Source organism: Actinoallomurus purpureus (assembly GCF_024055795.1).
GTDB classification, from domain to species: Bacteria; Actinomycetota; Actinomycetes; order Streptosporangiales; family Streptosporangiaceae; genus Actinoallomurus; species Actinoallomurus purpureus.
Genome location: NZ_JAMXMY010000006.1, coordinates 288,629 through 305,989, shown reverse-complemented (window position 1 = coordinate 305,989; position 17,361 = coordinate 288,629). Strand labels below are relative to the sequence as shown.

Here is a 17,361-nt window from a genome sequence, read left to right as displayed (position 1 = left end):
TTCGCTCCCTGCGCTCCTCAGTCCAGACGACGCGCGCCGCTCACGTGTCGATTGGGATCAGCGTGTCACCTCGGCCGCCGCGGCGTGGGCGCCGCCCCTCTGGAGGACGCCGACGTCAACGGACCGAAGCTCTGGGACATCTCTAACCGCCGCCGCGTCCCCCGCACCCGGGTGGCCTGAGGCGGCCTTAGGCGGCGTACGCGCGTCGGAGGGGTGCTTAGACCCCGGGCGGCCGAAGGATGAGGCATTGTTCCGATGCCCCGGACCCCGCCTTAGAACGAACCTTATGAGTGCGAGGCCGGATCGACCGGCTCGCACCGCAAGGAGCACGAAGATGCATCCGGACATCGTCAAGGCCCTCATGGACGAGCGCGTCCGCGAGCTGCGCGTCCAGGCGCGGGAGGAGAACCAGCCCCGCCGCCTTCTGCGTCGTCGTACGCGGTGACCCCGCCGGATCCGGGCGCCCCACGGATCGGGGCGCCCCTGCCGGATCTGTGCGCCCCCGCTGGGCCCCGCCCGTACAGGCGCCCTCCATCCGGGCGGGGCTCAACGCGGGCGCACAGCTCCCAGGGCCGCGAGACCACGATCTCCGGTCTACGGTCAGGCGAATTCGACCGGAGGCAGCAGCGTGCCGCCGGCGATCAGGTCGGCGGCCCGCTCGGCGATCGCGATCGTCGGGGCGTTCGTGTTGCCCCGGGGCACCGCCGGCATCACCGACGCGTCGACGACGCGCAGGCCGTCCACGCCGCGCACCCGTAGTTCGGGGTCGCAGACCGCGTCATCGGCCCCGCCCATCGCGCACGTGCTGGTGGGGTGGTAGAGCGTCACGACCTGCCCCCGGACCCACTCGGCGAGGTCCTCGACGTCCTCGCCGGGGGCGTACTCCCCGCCGACGATCCGGGCCAGCGGGCCGGTCGCCGCGATCTCCCGGGCCTGGCGGACGCCCGCGAGGAGCACGTCGAGATCCGCCGCGTCACCCAGGTAGTCCGGGTCGATCAGGGGCTTCCAGCGCGGGTCGGCGGACCGCAGGGTCACGCTGCCGCGACCGGCCACGGCCACGGTGGTGGCGAACACCGAGATGATCCGCTTGTTCGGGTCGGTCAGGCCCTGGTCGAGGTACGGCGTCGGCAGCACGTGGTACTGCAGGTCCGGCGCCGGCAGGTCGGGACGGGTCCGTACGAAGCCGCCGGCCTCGGCGACGTTCGAGGCGTACGGTCCGCGCCCCAGGGCCTGGTACAGCAGGAGGCTGCGCGTGTTGACGCCCTCCCAGAGCGCCTTCTTGCCCGGCGTGTGCCACATGACGGGCACCATCGGGTGATCCTGCAGCCCGGTTCCCACGGCGGGCAGGTCCACGACCACGTCGATGCCGAGCGAGCGCAGGTGGTCGGCGGGCCCCACGCCGGACAGCATGAGGACCTGCGGTGAGTTGACCGCTCCGCCGGACAGGATGACCTCGCGCCGGGCGACGGCCCGCTGCTCCGCCCCGCCGCGCACGTACGCGACGCCGGTGGCCCGGCCGTTCTCGATGACCACCCGGGTGACCAGCGCGTCGGTCGCCACCGTCAGGTTCGGGCGCTCCGCCGCTCGCGCCAGGTAGGCGTCGGCCGTCGACCACCGGCGGCCCCGCCGCTGCGTCACCTGGTAGAACCCGACCCCGTCCTGCTCGGCGCCGTTGAAGTCGTTGTTGGCGGGCAGGCCGAAGGCCGTCGCCGACTCGACCCAGGCACGGGTGAGCGGATGCTTGTAGCGCAGGTCCTCGACGCGGAGCGGCCCGTCGATGCCGTGGTAGTCCGACGCGCCGCGCTGCTGGTCCTCCGCGCGCAGGAAGTAGGGCAGCAGGTCGGCGTAGCCCCAGCCCTTGCAGCCGTACTCGTCGCGCCAGGTGTCGAAGTCGTGCCGGTGACCCCTGATGTAGATCATCGCGTTGGTCGACGAGCTGCCGCCCAGGGTCCGGCCGCGCGGCCAGTAGACCGTGCGGTCTCCCGCGCCGGGTTGCGGGGTGGTCGTGTAGTCCCAGTCGTACTGGCTCTTGAACAGCGCCGAGATCCCCGCCGGAATGTGGATCTCGGGGGCGTCATCGGGCGGTCCGGCCTCCAGGAGCAGGACCTTCGTCCCCGGGTCCGCACTGAGCCGCTCGGCGAGCACGCAGCCCGCGCTGCCGGCACCGACGATGACGAAGTCGTACACGGCCGCCTCCACGCCTTGTGAGCCTGCGCGAAACACTATCGATCACGGACGATTCCGGACAGTGCACCGAATCACGTTCTGGCGAACCGTTCCGATCTTCCGCAACGAGTCGGTCTCATGTCTGGCGGCGAGACTCCCGGCGATGTCACGATTTGCGCATTACCTCCCTTTTACCGTTTCAAGGGGCCCTCATTGCGCAAACTGGCCATCAGTACCCTCATCGGCCTGGCCGCCGCCTCCATCGGGGCGGCGGCCCCCGCTGACGCGGCCGCACGGCCGCGCCTCGACAAGCTGGTGAAGCTCAAGGACATCCGCCGGCATCAGAAAGACCTCCAGACGATCGCCACCTACAACGGCGGCACCCGCGCGGCGGGCGAATCCGGCTTCGAGATCTCCACGAAGTACGTCGTCAAGCAGCTGAAGAAGGCCGGCTACCGCCCGACGGTGCAGGACTTCCCCTTCGACTACTACAAGGAGAAGACGCCCGCGGTCCTCGACCGGCCGGGCGGCCCCTCGTACGTCTACGGCACCGACTACGCGACCCTGGACTTCTCCGGCTCCGGTGACGTCACCGCCGTCGCCACGGCGGTCGACGCGGCGGGCGCCGGCGTGGGCAGCGGCTGCGAGGCCGACGACTTCGCCGGCTTCCCGAAGGGGAACATCGCCCTGGTCAAGCGCGGCGGTTGCAACTTCTCGGTGAAGGCCGGCAACGCCCAGACCGCCGGCGCCGCCGCCATCGCGATCTACAACGACGGCGCGTCGCCCGAGCGCATGGGCCCGGTGCAGGGCACCGCCAGCACGCCGTGGAAGATCCCGGTGATCGGCCCGACCTACCAGCTCGGTACCGACCTGGTGAAGGATTCGGCGTCCGGAACGCTGAAGCTGCACATCAAGACCGACACGTTCAGCGAGAAGCGCACCGCGCACAACGTCCTCGCCGAGACCAGGCGCGGCCGCGCCGACAACGTCGTCGTCCTCGGCGCGCACCTCGACAGCGTCACGGCCGGCCCCGGCATCAACGACAACGGCAGCGGCACCGCCACGGTCCTCACCATCGCCGAGCAGATCGACAAGCTCGGCAAGGGCATCAAGAACAAGGTGCGATTCGCGTTCTGGGGTGCCGAGGAGGAGGGCCTGCTCGGCTCGGAGTACTACGTCGAGCACCTGACGGCCGCCCAGAAGTCCAGGATCGCCCTCAACCTCAACTTCGACATGCTCGGCTCGCCCAACGGCGTGCGCGGCGTGTACGACGGCGACGACTCGGAGGGCGCGGGCACCAACCCGCCCGCCGGCTCCGGCGCGATCGAGAAGGTCTTCCTCGACTACTACGGCACGCGGAAGCTGGCGACCTCGCCGAGCGAGTTCAACGGGCGCTCCGACTACGGGCCGTTCATCGAGAACGGCATCCCGGCCGGCGGCCTCGACTCCGGCGCGGAGAAGCTGAAGACCGAGGCCGAGGCGAAGATCTACGGCGGTGAGGCGGGCAAGGCGTACGACCCCTGCTACCACTTGGCTTGCGACACGTACGCCAACAACAACAGCACCATCCTCGACCAGCTCGCGGACGGTGCCGCGCACGCCGCGCAGGTGTTCGCGGGCAGCACCCTGCCGGTCAACGGCGGACGCGTCGCGGCTCCCAAGGCCGCCAAGGCCCGTGCCCACACCCCCGTGGGCCGCGACCTTCGCTGACCCCACACACCCCGTGACCACGCCGGGCGTGGTCACGGGTGTGAGGCCCGCCGCCGAGGTAGGCGGCGGGCCTCACACCCGCTTGCTCGTGTCGTAGACGGTGAAGAGCCGAGTCGTACTGGTCGCCGTCGCCGTGGTGGCGAAGCCGATGCAGAGCCGTGGTGCTCCGTTCACCACCTGGATCGCCAGTCCCTCCGGCTCACGCGTGTACAGGGACGAGCCCGCCGTGGTCCGCACCTGCCGCTGTTCGACCCGACCGGTGGCGAGGTCCACCGAGGTGAGCATGGTGTCGCCCTTTCCCGAGCGAGCGTTGTCGGTCCCGTACGCGGTGCCCTGGACCATGTAGAGATGACGGTCGTACGTCGTGTAGCCCTGGAAGGACGGAGTGCTCATCCATGAGGGCTCCTTGATGTCCGCGTAGACCTTCGTGAAGACGTGCTTCTTCTGGAAGGCCGCCAGGTCGTACGTCGCGTAGTGCTTGCTCGTCCCCTTGAAGTACCGGAGAACGATCCGCTTGTAGGTCTGGTCGATCGACACCGTCTCCGCCGTCGCCCCCGGCACGAGGTCGAACTTCTTCAGCGCGGATGAGGTGCTGGTCAGCGTCCTGCCGGCGGCGTACTTGAAGCGGGCGATGCGGCGGCCGCGTCCCTTCTTCGGATCGACGTCCACCTCGGTCCACAGGTACGGCGTGGAGCCCATCACCTCCAGGCCGATCGACACTCCGTGGCCGAATCCCTTGAGCGTCATGTGCCCGAGCCGGGTGCCGGACCAGTTCAGCTGGGTGATGTAAAGGTTGCCGCCGGATGTCGCGCCCGGGCCGAGCTCGGCGACATAGATACGCCGATGAGCGTTGTCGAACGCGAATGACTGCGCCGCCCGGGAGCCGGCCAGCCGTTTGTTCCGGAACAGCAGCGCCCAGGACCCCTTCAGCTCGAACCTGTTCGCGAACGCCGCCGGCGCCGAGTCCGTCACGGCGGTACCCCGGGCCGGGCTCGGCCCGCCGGCCGCGACGGCGGCCGTCGCGGCGAGGAGCACGCCACATCCGGCGAGGACTACCCTGCGCTTCATTCGATATGCACCTTTTGTCGCGTTCAATGGGGGAAGCGACCCTATCGCTGCGGGGGCATTCATGATCGATACGCCTGGCTCCTCGCGGCCGACGGCGTCATCGGGCGCAGGCGCGGGGACCGTCTCTCGTTAGGGTTACGGCATGGCCAAGAAGCGTGATGACCAGCCCGTCGTCCTGTCGAAGATCTACACGCGGACCGGCGACGACGGCACGACCAGCCTCGGCGACATGAGCCGCACCGCCAAGACCGATCCGCGGCTCGTGGCGTACGCGGACGTCGACGAGGCGAACAGCGCGATCGGCGTCGCCCTCGCCATGGGCGGCCTGCCCGAGGACATCGCGACGCTGCTCATCCGGGTGCAGAACGACCTGTTCGATGTCGGCGCGGACCTGTGCGTGCCGGTCGTCGCCGAGCCGGAGTTCCCGCCGCTGCGGGTCACCGAGGACTACGTCACCCTGCTGGAGCACGCCTGCGACGAGCACAACGCCGATCTGCCGAAACTGCGCAGCTTCGTGCTTCCCGGCGGCACTCCCGGCGCCGCCCTCCTCCACGTCGCCCGTACGGTCGTCCGGCGCGCCGAGCGCTCGGCGTGGACGGCCCTGTCGGCGCACGAGGACATGAACCCGCTGACCGCGCAGTACCTCAACCGGCTGTCCGACCTGCTGTTCATCCTCGCCCGCAAGGCCAACGCCGACCACGGCGACGTGCTGTGGAAGCCGGGCGGCGAACGCTGACCCGATCGCGGACGGATCTCAGGCGCGCCCTCGTCAGGTGATGGGCGACCCCGGCGGGGCCGCCTCCATCCAGGCGAGGAAGCCGGTCAGCGCCGATCCGCTCATCGCCAGCTCCACGGTGCCGCTGCCATCCTGGAGTTCGACGATGCCGACGTCCGGCTGGAGCGCGGCCTCCTCCTCGCCCTCCGGCTTGCGGCGGCCGGAAACGACGAGGCCCCGGCGGTGTACCACCCGCCGGGGCCTCAGCCGAACGCCGAAAATCGCGAACCAGAGCAGCTCGTCACCGTTGTAACGACCGATGCCGAGCCGCCATACGCCACGGCCGTGAGGGTCACGAAGGCTACATTCGACCGTGCCGCCGCGGCGTTCGAGTAGCCAACGCCGCACCGACAGCAGGGCGAACGTGGCGAGCACCGCCACCAGAATGACGACGAGCACCCCGCCGATGTCCCAAGCCAGGTACTCGCCCACTCCCCCCTGCTTCCCCCACGCGATCCGAGACGGTCAGACCTCTTGCCCTGCGGCCCGCAGTCGTGCCCGGGCGCGGCGCTGTGCGAGCGCCGCGTCCTCGCCCTCGAGCCCGGAGACCCGCTCGTACTCCTCGCGGGCGGCGTCGAGATCAATCTCGCCGCCCAGCTCGGCGTACTCGGCGAGCACCGACACCTCGTTGGAGGCGACCGAGAAGAAACCGCCGGAGACCATCGCGGAGATGATCTCCGACTCGTCGGCGGGCTTGATCCGCACGACACTGCCGTCCACCAGCAGGCCAAGGACCGGCGCGTGACCGGGCAGGATGCCCATCTCACCCTCGATGGTCTTGGCGACGACCATATCGGCTTCGCCGGCCCAGATCTCACGCTCCGGTGAGACGAGCTCGACGTGCAGCTTTGCCACTTGCTTCTCCTCCGAACGCCCGAGGCGTTACTTCTGCAGCTCCTGGGCCTTCTTCTCGGCCTGCTCGATGCCACCGACCATGAAGAACGCCTGCTCAGGGAGGTGGTCGTACTTGCCCTCGGTGATCGCCTTGAAGGACGAGATCGTCTCGCTCAGCGGGACGTTCTCACCGACCTGGCCGGTGAAGGCCTCGGCCATGTACATCGGGTGCGACAGGAACCGCTCAATACGGCGCGCGCGCTCGACCGTGACCTTGTCCTCTTCGGCGAGCTCGTCGATGCCGAGCAGGGAGATGATGTCCTGCAGCTCCTTGTAGCGCTGCAGGATCTGCTTCACCGCCTGGGCGGTGTCGTAGTGCTCCCGGCCGAGGATCACCGGGTCCATGATCCGCGACGTGGAGTCGAGCGGGTCCACCGCCGGGTAGATGCCCTTCTCCGTGATCGCGCGGGAGAGCACCGTGGTGGCGTCGAGGTGCGCGAACGTGGTGTGCGGCGCGGGGTCGGTGATGTCGTCCGCGGGCACGTAGATCGCCTGCATCGAGGTGATCGAGTGACCGCGGGTCGAGGTGATCCGCTCCTGCAGCTCGCCCATCTCGTCGGCCAGGGTCGGCTGGTAACCCACCGCGGACGGCATACGGCCGAGCAGCGTGGAGACCTCCGAACCCGCCTGGGTGAACCGGAAGATGTTGTCGATGAACAGCAGCACGTCCTGGTTCTGCACATCGCGGAAGTACTCCGCCATGGTCAGCGCGGACAGGGCCACCCGCAGACGGGTACCCGGCGGCTCGTCCATCTGGCCGAAGACGAGCGCCGTGTCCTTGAGGACGTCGGCCTCCTTCATCTCCAGCAGCAGGTCGGTGCCCTCACGGGTGCGCTCACCGACGCCCGCGAACACCGAGGTACCCCGGTGGTTACGCGCGACTCGGGTGATCATCTCCTGGATGAGGACCGTCTTGCCCACACCGGCGCCGCCGAACAGGCCGATCTTGCCGCCCTTGACGTACGGCGTGAGCAGGTCGATGACCTTGATGCCGGTCTCGAGGATCTCGGTCTTGCTCTCGAGCTGGTCGAACGCCGGCGCGTGCCGGTGGATCGGCCAGCGCTCGGTGACCTCGAGCGAGGCGGTCGGGACGTCGAGGGACTCGCCGATCGTGTTGAAGACGTGGCCCTTGACCCCGTCGCCGACCGGAACCGAGATCGCGGCGCCGGTGTCGACGACCGGGGCGCCGCGGACGACGCCGTCGGTCGGCTGCAGCGAGATGGCGCGGACCATGCTGTCGCCGATGTGCTGGGCGACCTCAAGGGTCAGCGTCCGGCTCCTGTCGCCGATCGTGACGTCGATCTTCAGCGCGTTGTAGATCTCCGGCATCGTCTCGACGGAGAACTCCACGTCGATGACGGCGCCGGTGACGCGGGCGACGCGGCCCGTCGCCGTGGCTGTTTCTACCGAAGCAGTCATGGTGACTCTCACTCACTCCCCGCGGAGCTCTCGGCGAGCGCGTTCGCGCCACCGACGATCTCGCTGATTTCCTGCGTGATCTCTGCCTGACGGGCCTGGTTCGCAACGCGCGTCAGGTTCTCGATCACATCGTTGGCGTTGTCGGTCGCCGACTTCATCGCTCGCCGCCGCTGCGCGTGCTCGGAGGCGGCCGACTGGAGCAGCATGTGCCAGATCCGGCTCTCGATGTAGTTCGGCAGGAGGGCATCGAGCACCGTCTCGGCCGACGGCTCGAACTCGTACGCGGGAAGCACCCCGTCGGACTGTTCCGACGGCGCTTCCTCGGCCTCTTCGATCTCCAGCGGAAGAAGACGGCGGACCTGCGCCGTCTGCGTCAGCATTGACATGAACTCGGTGTAGACGACGTGGATCTCGGCGACGCCGCCCTCGTCGGCGGGCTTCTCGAACTCCCCGACGAGGGTGCGGCCGATGGCCTCGGCGTGCTGGAACCGCGGCTTGTCGCTGAAGCCGGTCCACTCGGCCGCGAACTCGCGCTCGCGGAAGCGGTACCAGCCGACGCCCTTGCGTCCGACGATGTACGGGACGGGCTCCTTGCCCTGCTCCCGCAGCAGCGTCATCAGGCCCTCGGCCTCACGGATGACGTTGGCGTTGTAGCCGCCGGCGAACCCGCGGTCACTCGTGATGAGGAGCACGGCGACACGGTTGCTGTCGGTCCGCTCCGTCAGCAGCGGGTGGCCGACGCCGACGTTGTGGCTGACGAGCGCCGAGATCGCGCGTGTGATCTGCCGGGCGTACGGCCCCGACTCCCGCACCCGCTGCTGTGCCTTGACGATCCGCGAGGAAGCGATGAGCTCCTGGGCGCGCGTGATCTTCGCCATCGACTTGGTCGTGGCGATACGGCGCCGGATCGTCCGAAGCTGGGCACCCATGCCTTACTTCTTCCTCACGCGGGTGATCTTCTCCTGCTCGACGTCACCCTCATCGATGGCCTCGACCGGCTGTTCCTGGACCAGCAGGCCGTGGTGGGTGGTCTCGAAGCCCTTCTTGAACTCCGCGATGGAGTCCTTCAGGGTCGAGATGGCGTCGTCGTCGAGCTTGCCGGTCTCCCGGATGCTGTCCAGCAGACCCGCGTTGTTGCGCCTGACGTGGTCGAGGAGCTCCGCCTCGAACCGGCGGACGTCCTCGATCGGCACGTCGTCGAGCTCGCCGTTCGTGCCGGACCAGATCGAGACGACCTGCTGCTCCATCGGGAACGGTGCGTTCTGCGGCTGCTTGAGCAGCTCGACCAGGCGGACACCGCGGTCCAGCTGGGCGCGCGACGCGGCGTCGAGGTCGGACGCGAAGGCGGCGAACGCCTCCAGGTCACGGAACTGCGACAGGAACAGCTTCAGGTTGCTCGTGGCCTTCCGCATGGCCTTGGTCATCGCGGCGCCGCCGACGCGGGACACCGAGATACCGACGTTGATGGCCGGGCGGACACCCTGGTTGAACAGGTCCGTCTCCAGGAAGACCTGGCCGTCGGTGATCGAGATGACGTTGGTCGGGATGTAGGCCGAGACGTCGTTGCCCTTGGTCTCGATGATCGGCAGACCAGTCATCGAGCCGGCGCCCATGTCGTCCGACAGCTTCGCGCACCGCTCCAGCAGCCGCGAGTGCAGGTAGAACACGTCGCCGGGGTAGGCCTCACGGCCCGGCGGGCGGCGCAGCAGCAGCGAGATCGCGCGGTACGACTCGGCCTGCTTGGACAGGTCGTCGAACACGATCAGGACGTGCTTGCCCTCGTACATCCAGTGCTGGCCGATGGCCGAACCGGTGTAGGGGGCGATGTACTTGTAGCCCGCGGGCTCGGACGCCGGGGCCGCCACGATCGTGGTGTACTCCAGCGCGCCGGCCTCTTCGAGGGTGGCCCGCACCTGCGCGATGGTCGAGCCCTTCTGGCCGACCGCGACGTAGATGCAGCGGACCTGCTTGCTCGGGTCGCCGGTCTCCCACGCCTGCTTCTGGTTCAGGATGGTGTCGATCGCGACCGTGGTCTTGCCGGTCTGCCGGTCACCGATGATCAGCTGCCGCTGACCGCGGCCGATCGGCGTCAGCGCGTCGATCGCCTTGATGCCCGTCTGCAGCGGCTCGCCCACCGGCTGGCGCTGCATGACGCCCGGCGCCTGCAGCTCCAGCTCGCGACGGCCGGTCGTCTCGATCCCGCCCTTGCCGTCGATGGGGTTGCCCAGCGAGTCCACGACGCGGCCGAGGTAGCCATCGCCGATGGGGACCGAGAGGACCTCGCCGGTACGGCGTACCTGCTGGCCCTCTTCGATCTTGGAGAAGTCGCCCAGGATGACGACACCGATCTGCCGAACGTCAAGGTTCAGCGCGATACCGCGCGTGCCGTCCTCGAACTCAAGGAGCTCGTTCGCCATGGCCGAGGGCAGGCCCTCGACGAAGGCGATGCCGTCGAAGCACTCGACGACGGTCCCGACCTCCTCGCGCGCGGCGGTCTCCGGCTCATAGGCCTGGACGAAGCGCTCAAGTGCGCCCCGAATCTCCTCCGGCCGGATCGTCAGCTCCGCCATGTCTTCTTCGTCTCTCTCCGTGAGTCCGATGCTTGGTTCAGCTCGCCCGTTCGATTCGCCGGCGGACGTCTTCCAGCCGGCGAGCGATGGTGCCGTCGATTTCCTCGTCCCCGATTTGAACGGAAATACCGCCCAGAACCGAAGGATCCACCTCGATGTTCAGATGAACGTCGCGGCCGTACTGCGCCGAAAGCGCGGTGGTCAGGCGCGTCTTCTGCCCTTCGTCGAGCTCGACCGCCGTGCGGACCACCGCGACCAGCCGGTGACGACGCTCGGCCGCGATCCGTCCGTAGGTCTCGAGCGCTCGCTCCAGACTACGTCCTCGCGTGTGCGTCACCGCCTCGGTGACCAGCCGCAGCGTCGCCGCGGTGGTCTTGCCCTCCAGCAGCGTGGTCAGCAGCTCAGCCTTGGGCCCGCCCGGCACACGCCGGTCGACCAGCGCCCCGCGCAGCGCCGACTGCGCCTCGACGATCCGCCCGAACCGGAAGAGCTCGTCCTCCAGGTCGTCGATCCGCCGCTGCGCCTCGGCACCGGCCGCGACGGCCGACACCGCGAGCTCCTCGAACGCGTCGGCCAGCTCGACCGAGCGCACCCACCGGAGCCGGACGACGTCGGCGACGAAGTCGCGGACCGCCGCGGAGACCTTGCCGTCGAACACGGCCGTGGCCAGCCCGGCCCGCCGCTCGGCCGGCTGGGCCGGGTCCGACAGGGCCCGGCGCAGCACGTGCTCACGATCGAGCAGGTGCACCACGGCGAACAGCTCGTCGCCGAACGCCGCCGGGTCACCGGCGGACAGGGCGGCCTCGAGCCGCTCCCTTGCCTCGACGAACGAGGCCCTGCTCGCGCCGATCATTACGCCCCCGCCCGAGCCCGGTCCTCGAGCTCGTCGAGGAACCGGTCGACGGTGCCACGACGCCGGGACTCGTCCTCCAGGGACTCGCCGACGACACGACCGGCCAGCTCGACCGCGAGCTGCCCGATCTCCGCGCGGAGCTGGGTGAACGCCAGCTGCCGGTCCGCGTCGATCTGGGCGTGTGCCTGGTCGATGACCCGCTGCGCCTCGGCCTGCGCCTGGTCGCGCAGCTCCGCGATGATCTGGGCGCCCTGCTCGCGCGCCTCCTCGCGGATCCGCGCGGCCTCCTGCCGGGCCTCGGCCAGCTGCGTCTGGTACTGCTCAAGCGTCCGCTGGGCCTCGGCCTGCGCCTCCTCGGCCCGCTTGATCCCGCCCTCGATCGCGTCCGTACGCTCTTCGAGCGCCTTCTGGATGCGCGGCACGAGGATCTTGCCGAGGAAGAACAGCACGACGAGGAACGCGAAGATGCCGACGACCATCTCTGCCACGTCGGGCAGCAGAGGGTTCGGGTTCTCCGTGTTCTCGGCGAGTAGCCCGACGGTGTGTTCGGCCAAAAACATGGCGTGCACAGCCTTCCGTCAGAAGTGAGCCTGGGTCACTTGGCGTAGATGAAGGGCGCGACCAGACCGATGAGGGCGAGCGCCTCGGAGAAGGCGAAGCCCAGCAGCATGTTGGTCCGGATCACGCCGGTGAGCTCCGGCTGGCGGGCGATCGCGTTGACGCCCTGACCGAAGACGATGCCGACGCCGATGCCCGGGCCGATGGCCGACAGGCCATACCCGATGGACTTCAGACCGGGGTTGATGTTGGTCTCGGCGACGACGTGGAGAAGCGACATCTCTTTTCCTTTTCACTCGGCCGGCGGTCCGCCCGCCGGTCATGTCGTGGGGTTGAGTCTCAGTGGTCGGCGTGCAGGCCGGCGCTGATGTAGAACGCGGCCAGCAGCGTGAAGACGTAGGCTTGCACCGCCTGGATGAACAGCTCGAAGGCGGTCATGGCGATGGTGAGGACCACACCGAGCACGCCGACGCCGAAGCCCAGCGGGGTGACCTTCTCCCACAGGAAGTGGAAGCCGACGGTCGCGAACAGCGCGATCAGAATGTGACCCGCGAACATGTTGGCGAACAGCCGGACCGCATGGGTGAAGGGCCGGATGAAGAAGGTCGACACGAACTCGATCGGGATGACGATGAAGTACAGCGCCACCGGCAGGTCGGGCGGCATCGTCGCGTTCTTGAGCAGTCCGAAGAAGCCCTGGTTCTTCACGCCGACGACCCAGAAGGTCACGTAGACCAGCACGGCGAGGACCATCGGGAACGCGATCCGAGAGTTCACCGGGAACTGCGCGAACGGGATGACCGACATGAGGTTGCCGATCCACACGAAGAAGAAGAGCGGCACGAGCAGGCGCATCCACTTCTCGGCGTCCTTGCCGAGGAAGGGGCGGCCCATCTCGTCCCGGACGAAGATGTAGGCGACCTCGCCGAGGTTCTGCACGCCCCGCGGGACGATCTTCGGCTTGGCGAACGCGGCCCAGAAGAAGGCCACGACGATCACCATGACGAGCAGGCTCAGCACCATCGGTTTCGCGACGGCGACCGGGCCGATGTGGAAGAGGGGCTTCCACTGGAAAAGCCAGAGCCCAGGGGCTTCGAAGTCCTTGGCGAGGACGTGCGGCGCACTCACCCGGCGTTCCTTTCGCAGTCGTAGCTCATCAAGGCGGCAACCTTGCTGTCGTCTCGGTGGGCTACGGCTCCGCCGGACGCGCTCAGCGGCCGTAGCGGGCGTAGACCAGGTAGCCAGCGAAGACCAGGCCGAACACCAGCCCGATGGGGAACAACGCTGACAGGTGCAGCCAGCGAGCGAGCACCCAGCCCGCACCGCCATAGACCAGCATCCCAGCCACGATGGTGGCAGGTGCGGCCGACACGTCGTTGGCGAACTTGCGGTTCTCCGCTTCGCTGGGCTGACGCCCATTCCCGGTCATCGCGTCTCGGACGATAGCAGGCCACCTCCCGCGTAGTCATATTGGAGTAGTCCATTGTCATCATCCGCCCGACTTCTCCTGGTCACGCGACCGGGGGGCGGTTTCCGTGTACGGCGTCTTCGTGTTGATCGTCGCGTTCGTCTCGGCGGCGAGCCAGACGAGCGTGAGGGCGAGGACGGTCCATCCGAAGGCGTGCGCGCTCCAGAGGGTCACGCCTTTGAACGCCGCGATCAGGGCGAACACCGCGATGAACTTGATCAGAAAGCTGATCAGCCCCGCCATCATCATCAGCTGCTGGGAAATTTTCGTGACATAGCTGACGACGAGCACCCCGAAGGTGAAGAATACGAGAACAACCGCGACACCGATCGCGGAGCCGAGGGCTCCCTTAGCTCCGGCGAGCACCAGGCCGGCGACGATGGCCACCAGCCCGACGATGCCAGTCGGGATCGCGGCGCCGCGGAGAATCCGGGCGTCGTTGGACTGCATGAGTGCTCCGAGTGTTCACGGTGAGTGTTCGCTTGTCCGTTCGTGAAAGGTATCACAAGCTTCTCACACCTCGGAATTACCTGCCAAGTAACGGTAAAGTCCCCAGGTCAGGCAGCCTGCCGAGGACGCTTGTCCGAGGGGGTCTCGTCCTCCGTACGGTGCCGCCTCCCGTGCGGGCGCAACTGCGGAAACGCCATCACGACGAGCGCGGCGATGGCCACGACACTCGCGGCCGCCAGCACCACCAGCGGCGACTTGGCGGCGGACAGGGCGACCACCCCGAAGGAGAACAGCGCCGTCCAGAGGTACATGACCAGCGCGGCCCCCCGGTGCGAGTGGCCGAGGTTGAGCAGCCGGTGGTGCATGTGCTTCTTGTCCGGCGCGAACGGCGACCGCCCGCCGTACGTCCGGCGCACGACGGCCATGAGCATGTCGGCGTACGGCACGACCAGGATCGCGACCGGCAAGAGCGGCAGGATCGTCGGGAACCGGTTGATCGACCCCTTCAGCGCCGCCGGGTCGAAGCCCGACACCGTGATCATCGACGTGGCCAGCATCAGGCCGATCAGCATGGACCCGGTGTCGCCCATGAAGATCCGGGCCGGACTGAAGTTGTGCGGGAGGAACCCGACGCACATGCCGGCGAGGACCGCCGCGATCAACGCCGGAGCGCTCTGGTGGTCCAGGTGCGCCACGACCGTGACCAGATAGGCGTACACGAAGAAGGCGAGCGCCGAGACGCCCACGATGCCGGCAGCCAGGCCGTCGAGCCCGTCGATGAAGTTCACCGCGTTGATGGTCGCGACGACGATGAGGATCGTCAGCGGAACACCGTACGACGGCGGCAGCGCGAGAGTCTTACCCGGCAACGGGATCCACAGCAGCTGGACGCCGTTCATGATGAGCAGCCCGGCCGCCGCGACCTGACCGGCCATCTTCGTCAGCGCGTCGATCTCCCAGCGGTCGTCGGCGATGCCCACGACGACCAGCAGGCCGCCGGCCGACAACAGGCCGATCCACGTGGAGTTCTCGGTGAACACCTTGTGCAGGTGGGGCAGGCGGGAGGCCATCAGGAGCGCCGCGCACATCCCGAAGAACATCGCCAGGCCGCCGAGCCGTGGCGTGGGGATGGCGTGCACGTCCCGGTCGCGCACCGGGGTCATCGCCTTGAAGGCGATCGCGAACTTCAGCACCAAGGGGACGAGAAGGTAGGTGACGATCGACGCCGTCAAGAACGTGAGGATGTACTCCCGCACCGCCCACCTCCCTCCACCGTCGCCGAGCCTGCCGTGCGGGACCCAACTCTATTGCGGATGACCGAGCGACGGCGGTCACTCGCCCCCGACAGGCGAAGGATGATCGGCCGCGTCGCTCCCGGAGACGGCGCCCGCGACGCGCGTCGCCCCTCCGGGTGTGCGGGTGATCACATGGCCCCGCCGGTTCCTCCGAGACTGCTACGGTCCATGATCCTTAACCCCGTACCCACCACGGAGGATCAGTGCGTCGCATTGCGACTTCTCTCGCCGCGGGGACCGTCGCGGCCACCGCGGCCGCCGCTCTCCTCGCGGCACCGGCCACCGCCGCGACACCGGCGAACGGCGACGGGACAGGCCCCCTTCGGGGCGCCCGGCCGGTCATGACGATCGAGGCCCTCAAGCTCCACCCGTGGAAGACCGGCGGCGCGTCCGGCGTCGCGGGGGCGGCCGCCCAGGGCACGTGGGCGCGCTACACGAAGAACGGCAAGAAGAAGGTCAGGCTCGACATCAAGCTCAAGGACACCGCCCCGAAGGACGGCCTGAGCCCCGCCATCGGGATCAAGTTCCCCGGCCAGGCGGAGTACTTCCTGTTCCTGTGGCCGGGCGAAACCTCCGGCGAAGGGATCCTCACCTACACGGCCACCAGCGTCAAGGTACGCGAGGCGGTCGGCGTTCCGGTGTCGTCCAACCACTTCAAGACGTCCAGGGCCGGCAAGAAGTTCAAGAAGCTGTTCTGAGCCCCTCCACCGGGACTCACGAAAGGGCCTCGCGGCGCGGCGAGGCCCTTTCACTTCCCATGGCGTGTGCCCCCAGGGCGATTTGAAGGTTGTCTGCCTGGGGTTATTGCCGCCTGATGTCCAGATTGGATGCGACTGCGTTGCGTGGCCGGTAGGCAGCCGATCCACCGCAGGAGCTGTCGCGGTTGCCGGGCGCCCGCCGAGATCCGGTCGGACAGCGGTTCGCCGCGCCGAGTAGGGGACACCCGCCGGGGGTGCCGGTCACCACCGACACCGCGCGCACCCGCGCCGACACCGCCCGCTATCGCCCTGGCCTCGCGTGATATATACCCATGTAATGGGCGCCGACGGCACGTCACCGCCTCAGCCGCCTTCCACTGAGACGATAATTTTCCCGTCTCAGCGGACGGCGTGGAAATACACGGGTCCCCCCGGGACGATTTCGAGTTTGCCCGTCTGGGGCTATCGTCACCTGATGTCCGGATCGATTGCGGCTACTTAGCGTGACGTGAAAATGAGGATGACCTTCTGTAAGGTCACCGGCGCCAGTTTCGCATGGCCAATCTCAGGTCTCGTCGCTACTGGAGATGTTGGCGGGCATCACCGACCCGAGCGAGCCCTTCCGCTCATCACATAGCGTCACCGGCACTCGTCAGCCACCGGCTTTGAAATCGCCCTGGCGTGCCCCCTTCGGCCGATCTCGGGTCGACGCACCCCTGCGCTCCGCTCTTAGAGCTTGGCGAGCTCGCAACGGTTCCATCCTTTTTATGGCCGTAACCTGCCATAAAAATCGGTAAGTTGATCTTTCCGGAAGTGCTACGGTCCTTGATCGTTCGTCCAGAATCGATCACGGAGGATCAATGCGTCGCATCGCGACTCTTGTCGCCACGGGGGCCGTCGCAGCAACCACGGCCATCGCCCTCACGGCGGGACCGGCCAGCGCCGACACGGTACGTACGGCCGAGCCTCTTCGGGGCGGCCCGCAGGTCTCGGTCGATGCCGTCAACCACGCCTGGAAGACCTCCGGCAAGTACGGCATCTCGGGCGTCCAGGCTTACGGCTCTTGGGCCCACTACACCAAGAACGGCAAGAAGAAGATCAAGATCAACCTGACGGTGAAGGACACCAACCTGAAGGACGGCCTGACTGCCGCCCTCGAGGTCATCCACGGCAATAAGGTGGTCATCCTTCCCCTGCCCGCGGGCACCGTCAAGGCCTCCGGCACGGTGTACTACGCGGTCACGAAGGTGTATGTCCGCGAAGTGCTGGGCTACCCGATCTCCAGCACCAAGTTCAGGGTCACCAAGCACGCCAAGAGCTACAAGAAGCTGGGCTGACCGCCCTTCGCACAACGGATCGGCCCCGCCACACGGCGGGGCCTTTCCCGCTTTCTCACACAAAGCCAAAGCGGTCAAGATGGTAAGATCGCCAGCCGAT

The 17,361-nt window shown here is 68.1% G+C and carries 18 protein-coding genes; 4 read left to right on the top strand and 14 right to left on the bottom strand.

What is annotated here, in order from left to right:
* Window positions 1-600 precede the first annotated feature (600 nt).
* Window positions 601-2,187, bottom strand: a complete 1,587-nt coding sequence (locus tag NE236_RS14520; protein WP_443612857.1) for a GMC family oxidoreductase — start codon at window positions 2,185-2,187, stop codon at window positions 601-603.
* A 192-nt stretch (window positions 2,188-2,379) separates the two neighbouring features.
* Here NE236_RS14520 and NE236_RS14515 point away from each other — a divergent pair, with 192 nt between their 5' ends.
* Entirely contained in the window at window positions 2,380-3,876 is a 1,497-nt protein-coding gene (locus NE236_RS14515; protein WP_252842473.1) for a M20/M25/M40 family metallo-hydrolase, read from the top strand.
* A gap of 72 nt (window positions 3,877-3,948) precedes the next feature.
* Here NE236_RS14515 and NE236_RS14510 read toward each other — a convergent pair whose 3' ends face one another.
* Window positions 3,949-4,944 carry a phage baseplate protein gene (locus NE236_RS14510; protein ID WP_252842472.1) on the bottom strand — a complete coding sequence of 332 codons (996 nt, stop codon included), beginning with the start codon at window positions 4,942-4,944 and terminating at the stop codon, window positions 3,949-3,951.
* Between the two features lie 142 nt (window positions 4,945-5,086).
* Here NE236_RS14510 and NE236_RS14505 point away from each other — a divergent pair, with 142 nt between their 5' ends.
* The gene (locus tag NE236_RS14505) at window positions 5,087-5,680 is read left to right on the top strand and encodes a cob(I)yrinic acid a,c-diamide adenosyltransferase (RefSeq protein WP_252842471.1); all 594 of its coding nucleotides are present in this window, start codon (window positions 5,087-5,089) and stop codon (window positions 5,678-5,680) included.
* Window positions 5,681-5,713: 33 nt separating this feature from the next.
* Here the strand turns inward: NE236_RS14505 and NE236_RS14500 are convergent, their stop codons facing one another.
* From NE236_RS14500 to NE236_RS14445, 12 genes are all read right to left on the bottom strand, one after another.
* On the bottom strand, window positions 5,714-6,151 hold the full coding sequence (locus NE236_RS14500; protein WP_252842470.1) for a DUF2550 domain-containing protein: 438 nt from the start codon (window positions 6,149-6,151) through the stop codon (window positions 5,714-5,716).
* A gap of 33 nt (window positions 6,152-6,184) precedes the next feature.
* On the bottom strand, window positions 6,185-6,574 hold the full coding sequence (locus NE236_RS14495) for a F0F1 ATP synthase subunit epsilon (protein WP_252842469.1): 390 nt from the start codon (window positions 6,572-6,574) through the stop codon (window positions 6,185-6,187).
* A 27-nt stretch (window positions 6,575-6,601) separates the two neighbouring features.
* Complete coding sequence (gene atpD / locus NE236_RS14490) at window positions 6,602-8,032, bottom strand: F0F1 ATP synthase subunit beta (protein WP_252842468.1); 1,431 nt, start codon at window positions 8,030-8,032, stop codon at window positions 6,602-6,604.
* Between the two features lie 8 nt (window positions 8,033-8,040).
* Window positions 8,041-8,961, bottom strand: a complete 921-nt coding sequence (locus NE236_RS14485) for a F0F1 ATP synthase subunit gamma (protein ID WP_252842467.1) — start codon at window positions 8,959-8,961, stop codon at window positions 8,041-8,043.
* A 3-nt stretch (window positions 8,962-8,964) separates the two neighbouring features.
* Entirely contained in the window at window positions 8,965-10,602 is a 1,638-nt protein-coding gene (gene atpA, locus NE236_RS14480) for a F0F1 ATP synthase subunit alpha (RefSeq protein WP_252842466.1), read from the bottom strand.
* Between the two features lie 37 nt (window positions 10,603-10,639).
* Window positions 10,640-11,455, bottom strand: coding sequence for a F0F1 ATP synthase subunit delta (locus NE236_RS14475; protein ID WP_252842465.1), 816 nt, complete (start codon window positions 11,453-11,455; stop codon window positions 10,640-10,642).
* On the bottom strand, window positions 11,455-12,009 hold the full coding sequence (locus NE236_RS14470; protein WP_289850360.1) for a F0F1 ATP synthase subunit B: 555 nt from the start codon (window positions 12,007-12,009) through the stop codon (window positions 11,455-11,457). Before NE236_RS14470 ends, NE236_RS14475 begins: the two co-directional genes overlap by 1 nt.
* Window positions 12,010-12,050: 41 nt before the next feature.
* Window positions 12,051-12,293 carry an ATP synthase F0 subunit C gene (gene atpE / locus NE236_RS14465; protein ID WP_252842464.1) on the bottom strand — a complete coding sequence of 81 codons (243 nt, stop codon included), beginning with the start codon at window positions 12,291-12,293 and terminating at the stop codon, window positions 12,051-12,053.
* 59 nt (window positions 12,294-12,352) lie between these two features.
* Window positions 12,353-13,141 carry a F0F1 ATP synthase subunit A gene (atpB, locus tag NE236_RS14460; protein ID WP_252842463.1) on the bottom strand — a complete coding sequence of 263 codons (789 nt, stop codon included), beginning with the start codon at window positions 13,139-13,141 and terminating at the stop codon, window positions 12,353-12,355.
* 82 nt (window positions 13,142-13,223) lie between these two features.
* Window positions 13,224-13,442, bottom strand: coding sequence for a hypothetical protein (locus NE236_RS14455; RefSeq protein ID WP_252842462.1), 219 nt, complete (start codon window positions 13,440-13,442; stop codon window positions 13,224-13,226).
* A gap of 60 nt (window positions 13,443-13,502) precedes the next feature.
* Entirely contained in the window at window positions 13,503-13,931 is a 429-nt protein-coding gene (locus NE236_RS14450; protein ID WP_252842461.1) for a Cg1360 family ATP-synthase-associated protein, read from the bottom strand.
* A 107-nt stretch (window positions 13,932-14,038) separates the two neighbouring features.
* Entirely contained in the window at window positions 14,039-15,187 is a 1,149-nt protein-coding gene (locus tag NE236_RS14445) for an MraY family glycosyltransferase (protein WP_252842460.1), read from the bottom strand.
* A gap of 242 nt (window positions 15,188-15,429) precedes the next feature.
* Between NE236_RS14445 and NE236_RS14440 the strand changes: the two genes are divergently transcribed.
* Together NE236_RS14440 and NE236_RS14435 are read left to right on the top strand one after the other, a co-directional pair.
* Complete coding sequence (locus tag NE236_RS14440) at window positions 15,430-15,924, top strand: hypothetical protein (RefSeq protein WP_252842459.1); 495 nt, start codon at window positions 15,430-15,432, stop codon at window positions 15,922-15,924.
* 860 nt (window positions 15,925-16,784) lie between these two features.
* Window positions 16,785-17,261 carry a hypothetical protein gene (locus tag NE236_RS14435; RefSeq protein ID WP_252842458.1) on the top strand — a complete coding sequence of 159 codons (477 nt, stop codon included), beginning with the start codon at window positions 16,785-16,787 and terminating at the stop codon, window positions 17,259-17,261.
* The last annotated feature ends 100 nt before the right edge of the window (window positions 17,262-17,361 follow it).

Coding starts and splice junctions, on each gene's coding strand:
- NE236_RS14510 (WP_252842472.1), bottom strand. CDS start 4,944: ATGAAGCGCAGGGTAGTCCTCGCCGGATGTGGCGTGCTCCTCGCCGCG.
- NE236_RS14505 (WP_252842471.1), top strand. CDS start 5,087: ATGGCCAAGAAGCGTGATGACCAGCCCGTCGTCCTGTCGAAGATCTAC.
- atpD (WP_252842468.1), bottom strand. CDS start 8,032: ATGACTGCTTCGGTAGAAACAGCCACGGCGACGGGCCGCGTCGCCCGC.
- NE236_RS14485 (WP_252842467.1), bottom strand. CDS start 8,961: ATGGGTGCCCAGCTTCGGACGATCCGGCGCCGTATCGCCACGACCAAG.
- atpA (WP_252842466.1), bottom strand. CDS start 10,602: ATGGCGGAGCTGACGATCCGGCCGGAGGAGATTCGGGGCGCACTTGAG.
- NE236_RS14475 (WP_252842465.1), bottom strand. CDS start 11,455: ATGATCGGCGCGAGCAGGGCCTCGTTCGTCGAGGCAAGGGAGCGGCTC.
- atpE (WP_252842464.1), bottom strand. CDS start 12,293: ATGTCGCTTCTCCACGTCGTCGCCGAGACCAACATCAACCCCGGTCTG.
- NE236_RS14455 (WP_252842462.1), bottom strand. CDS start 13,442: ATGACCGGGAATGGGCGTCAGCCCAGCGAAGCGGAGAACCGCAAGTTC.
- NE236_RS14450 (WP_252842461.1), bottom strand. CDS start 13,931: ATGCAGTCCAACGACGCCCGGATTCTCCGCGGCGCCGCGATCCCGACT.
- NE236_RS14435 (WP_252842458.1), top strand. CDS start 16,785: ATGCGTCGCATCGCGACTCTTGTCGCCACGGGGGCCGTCGCAGCAACC.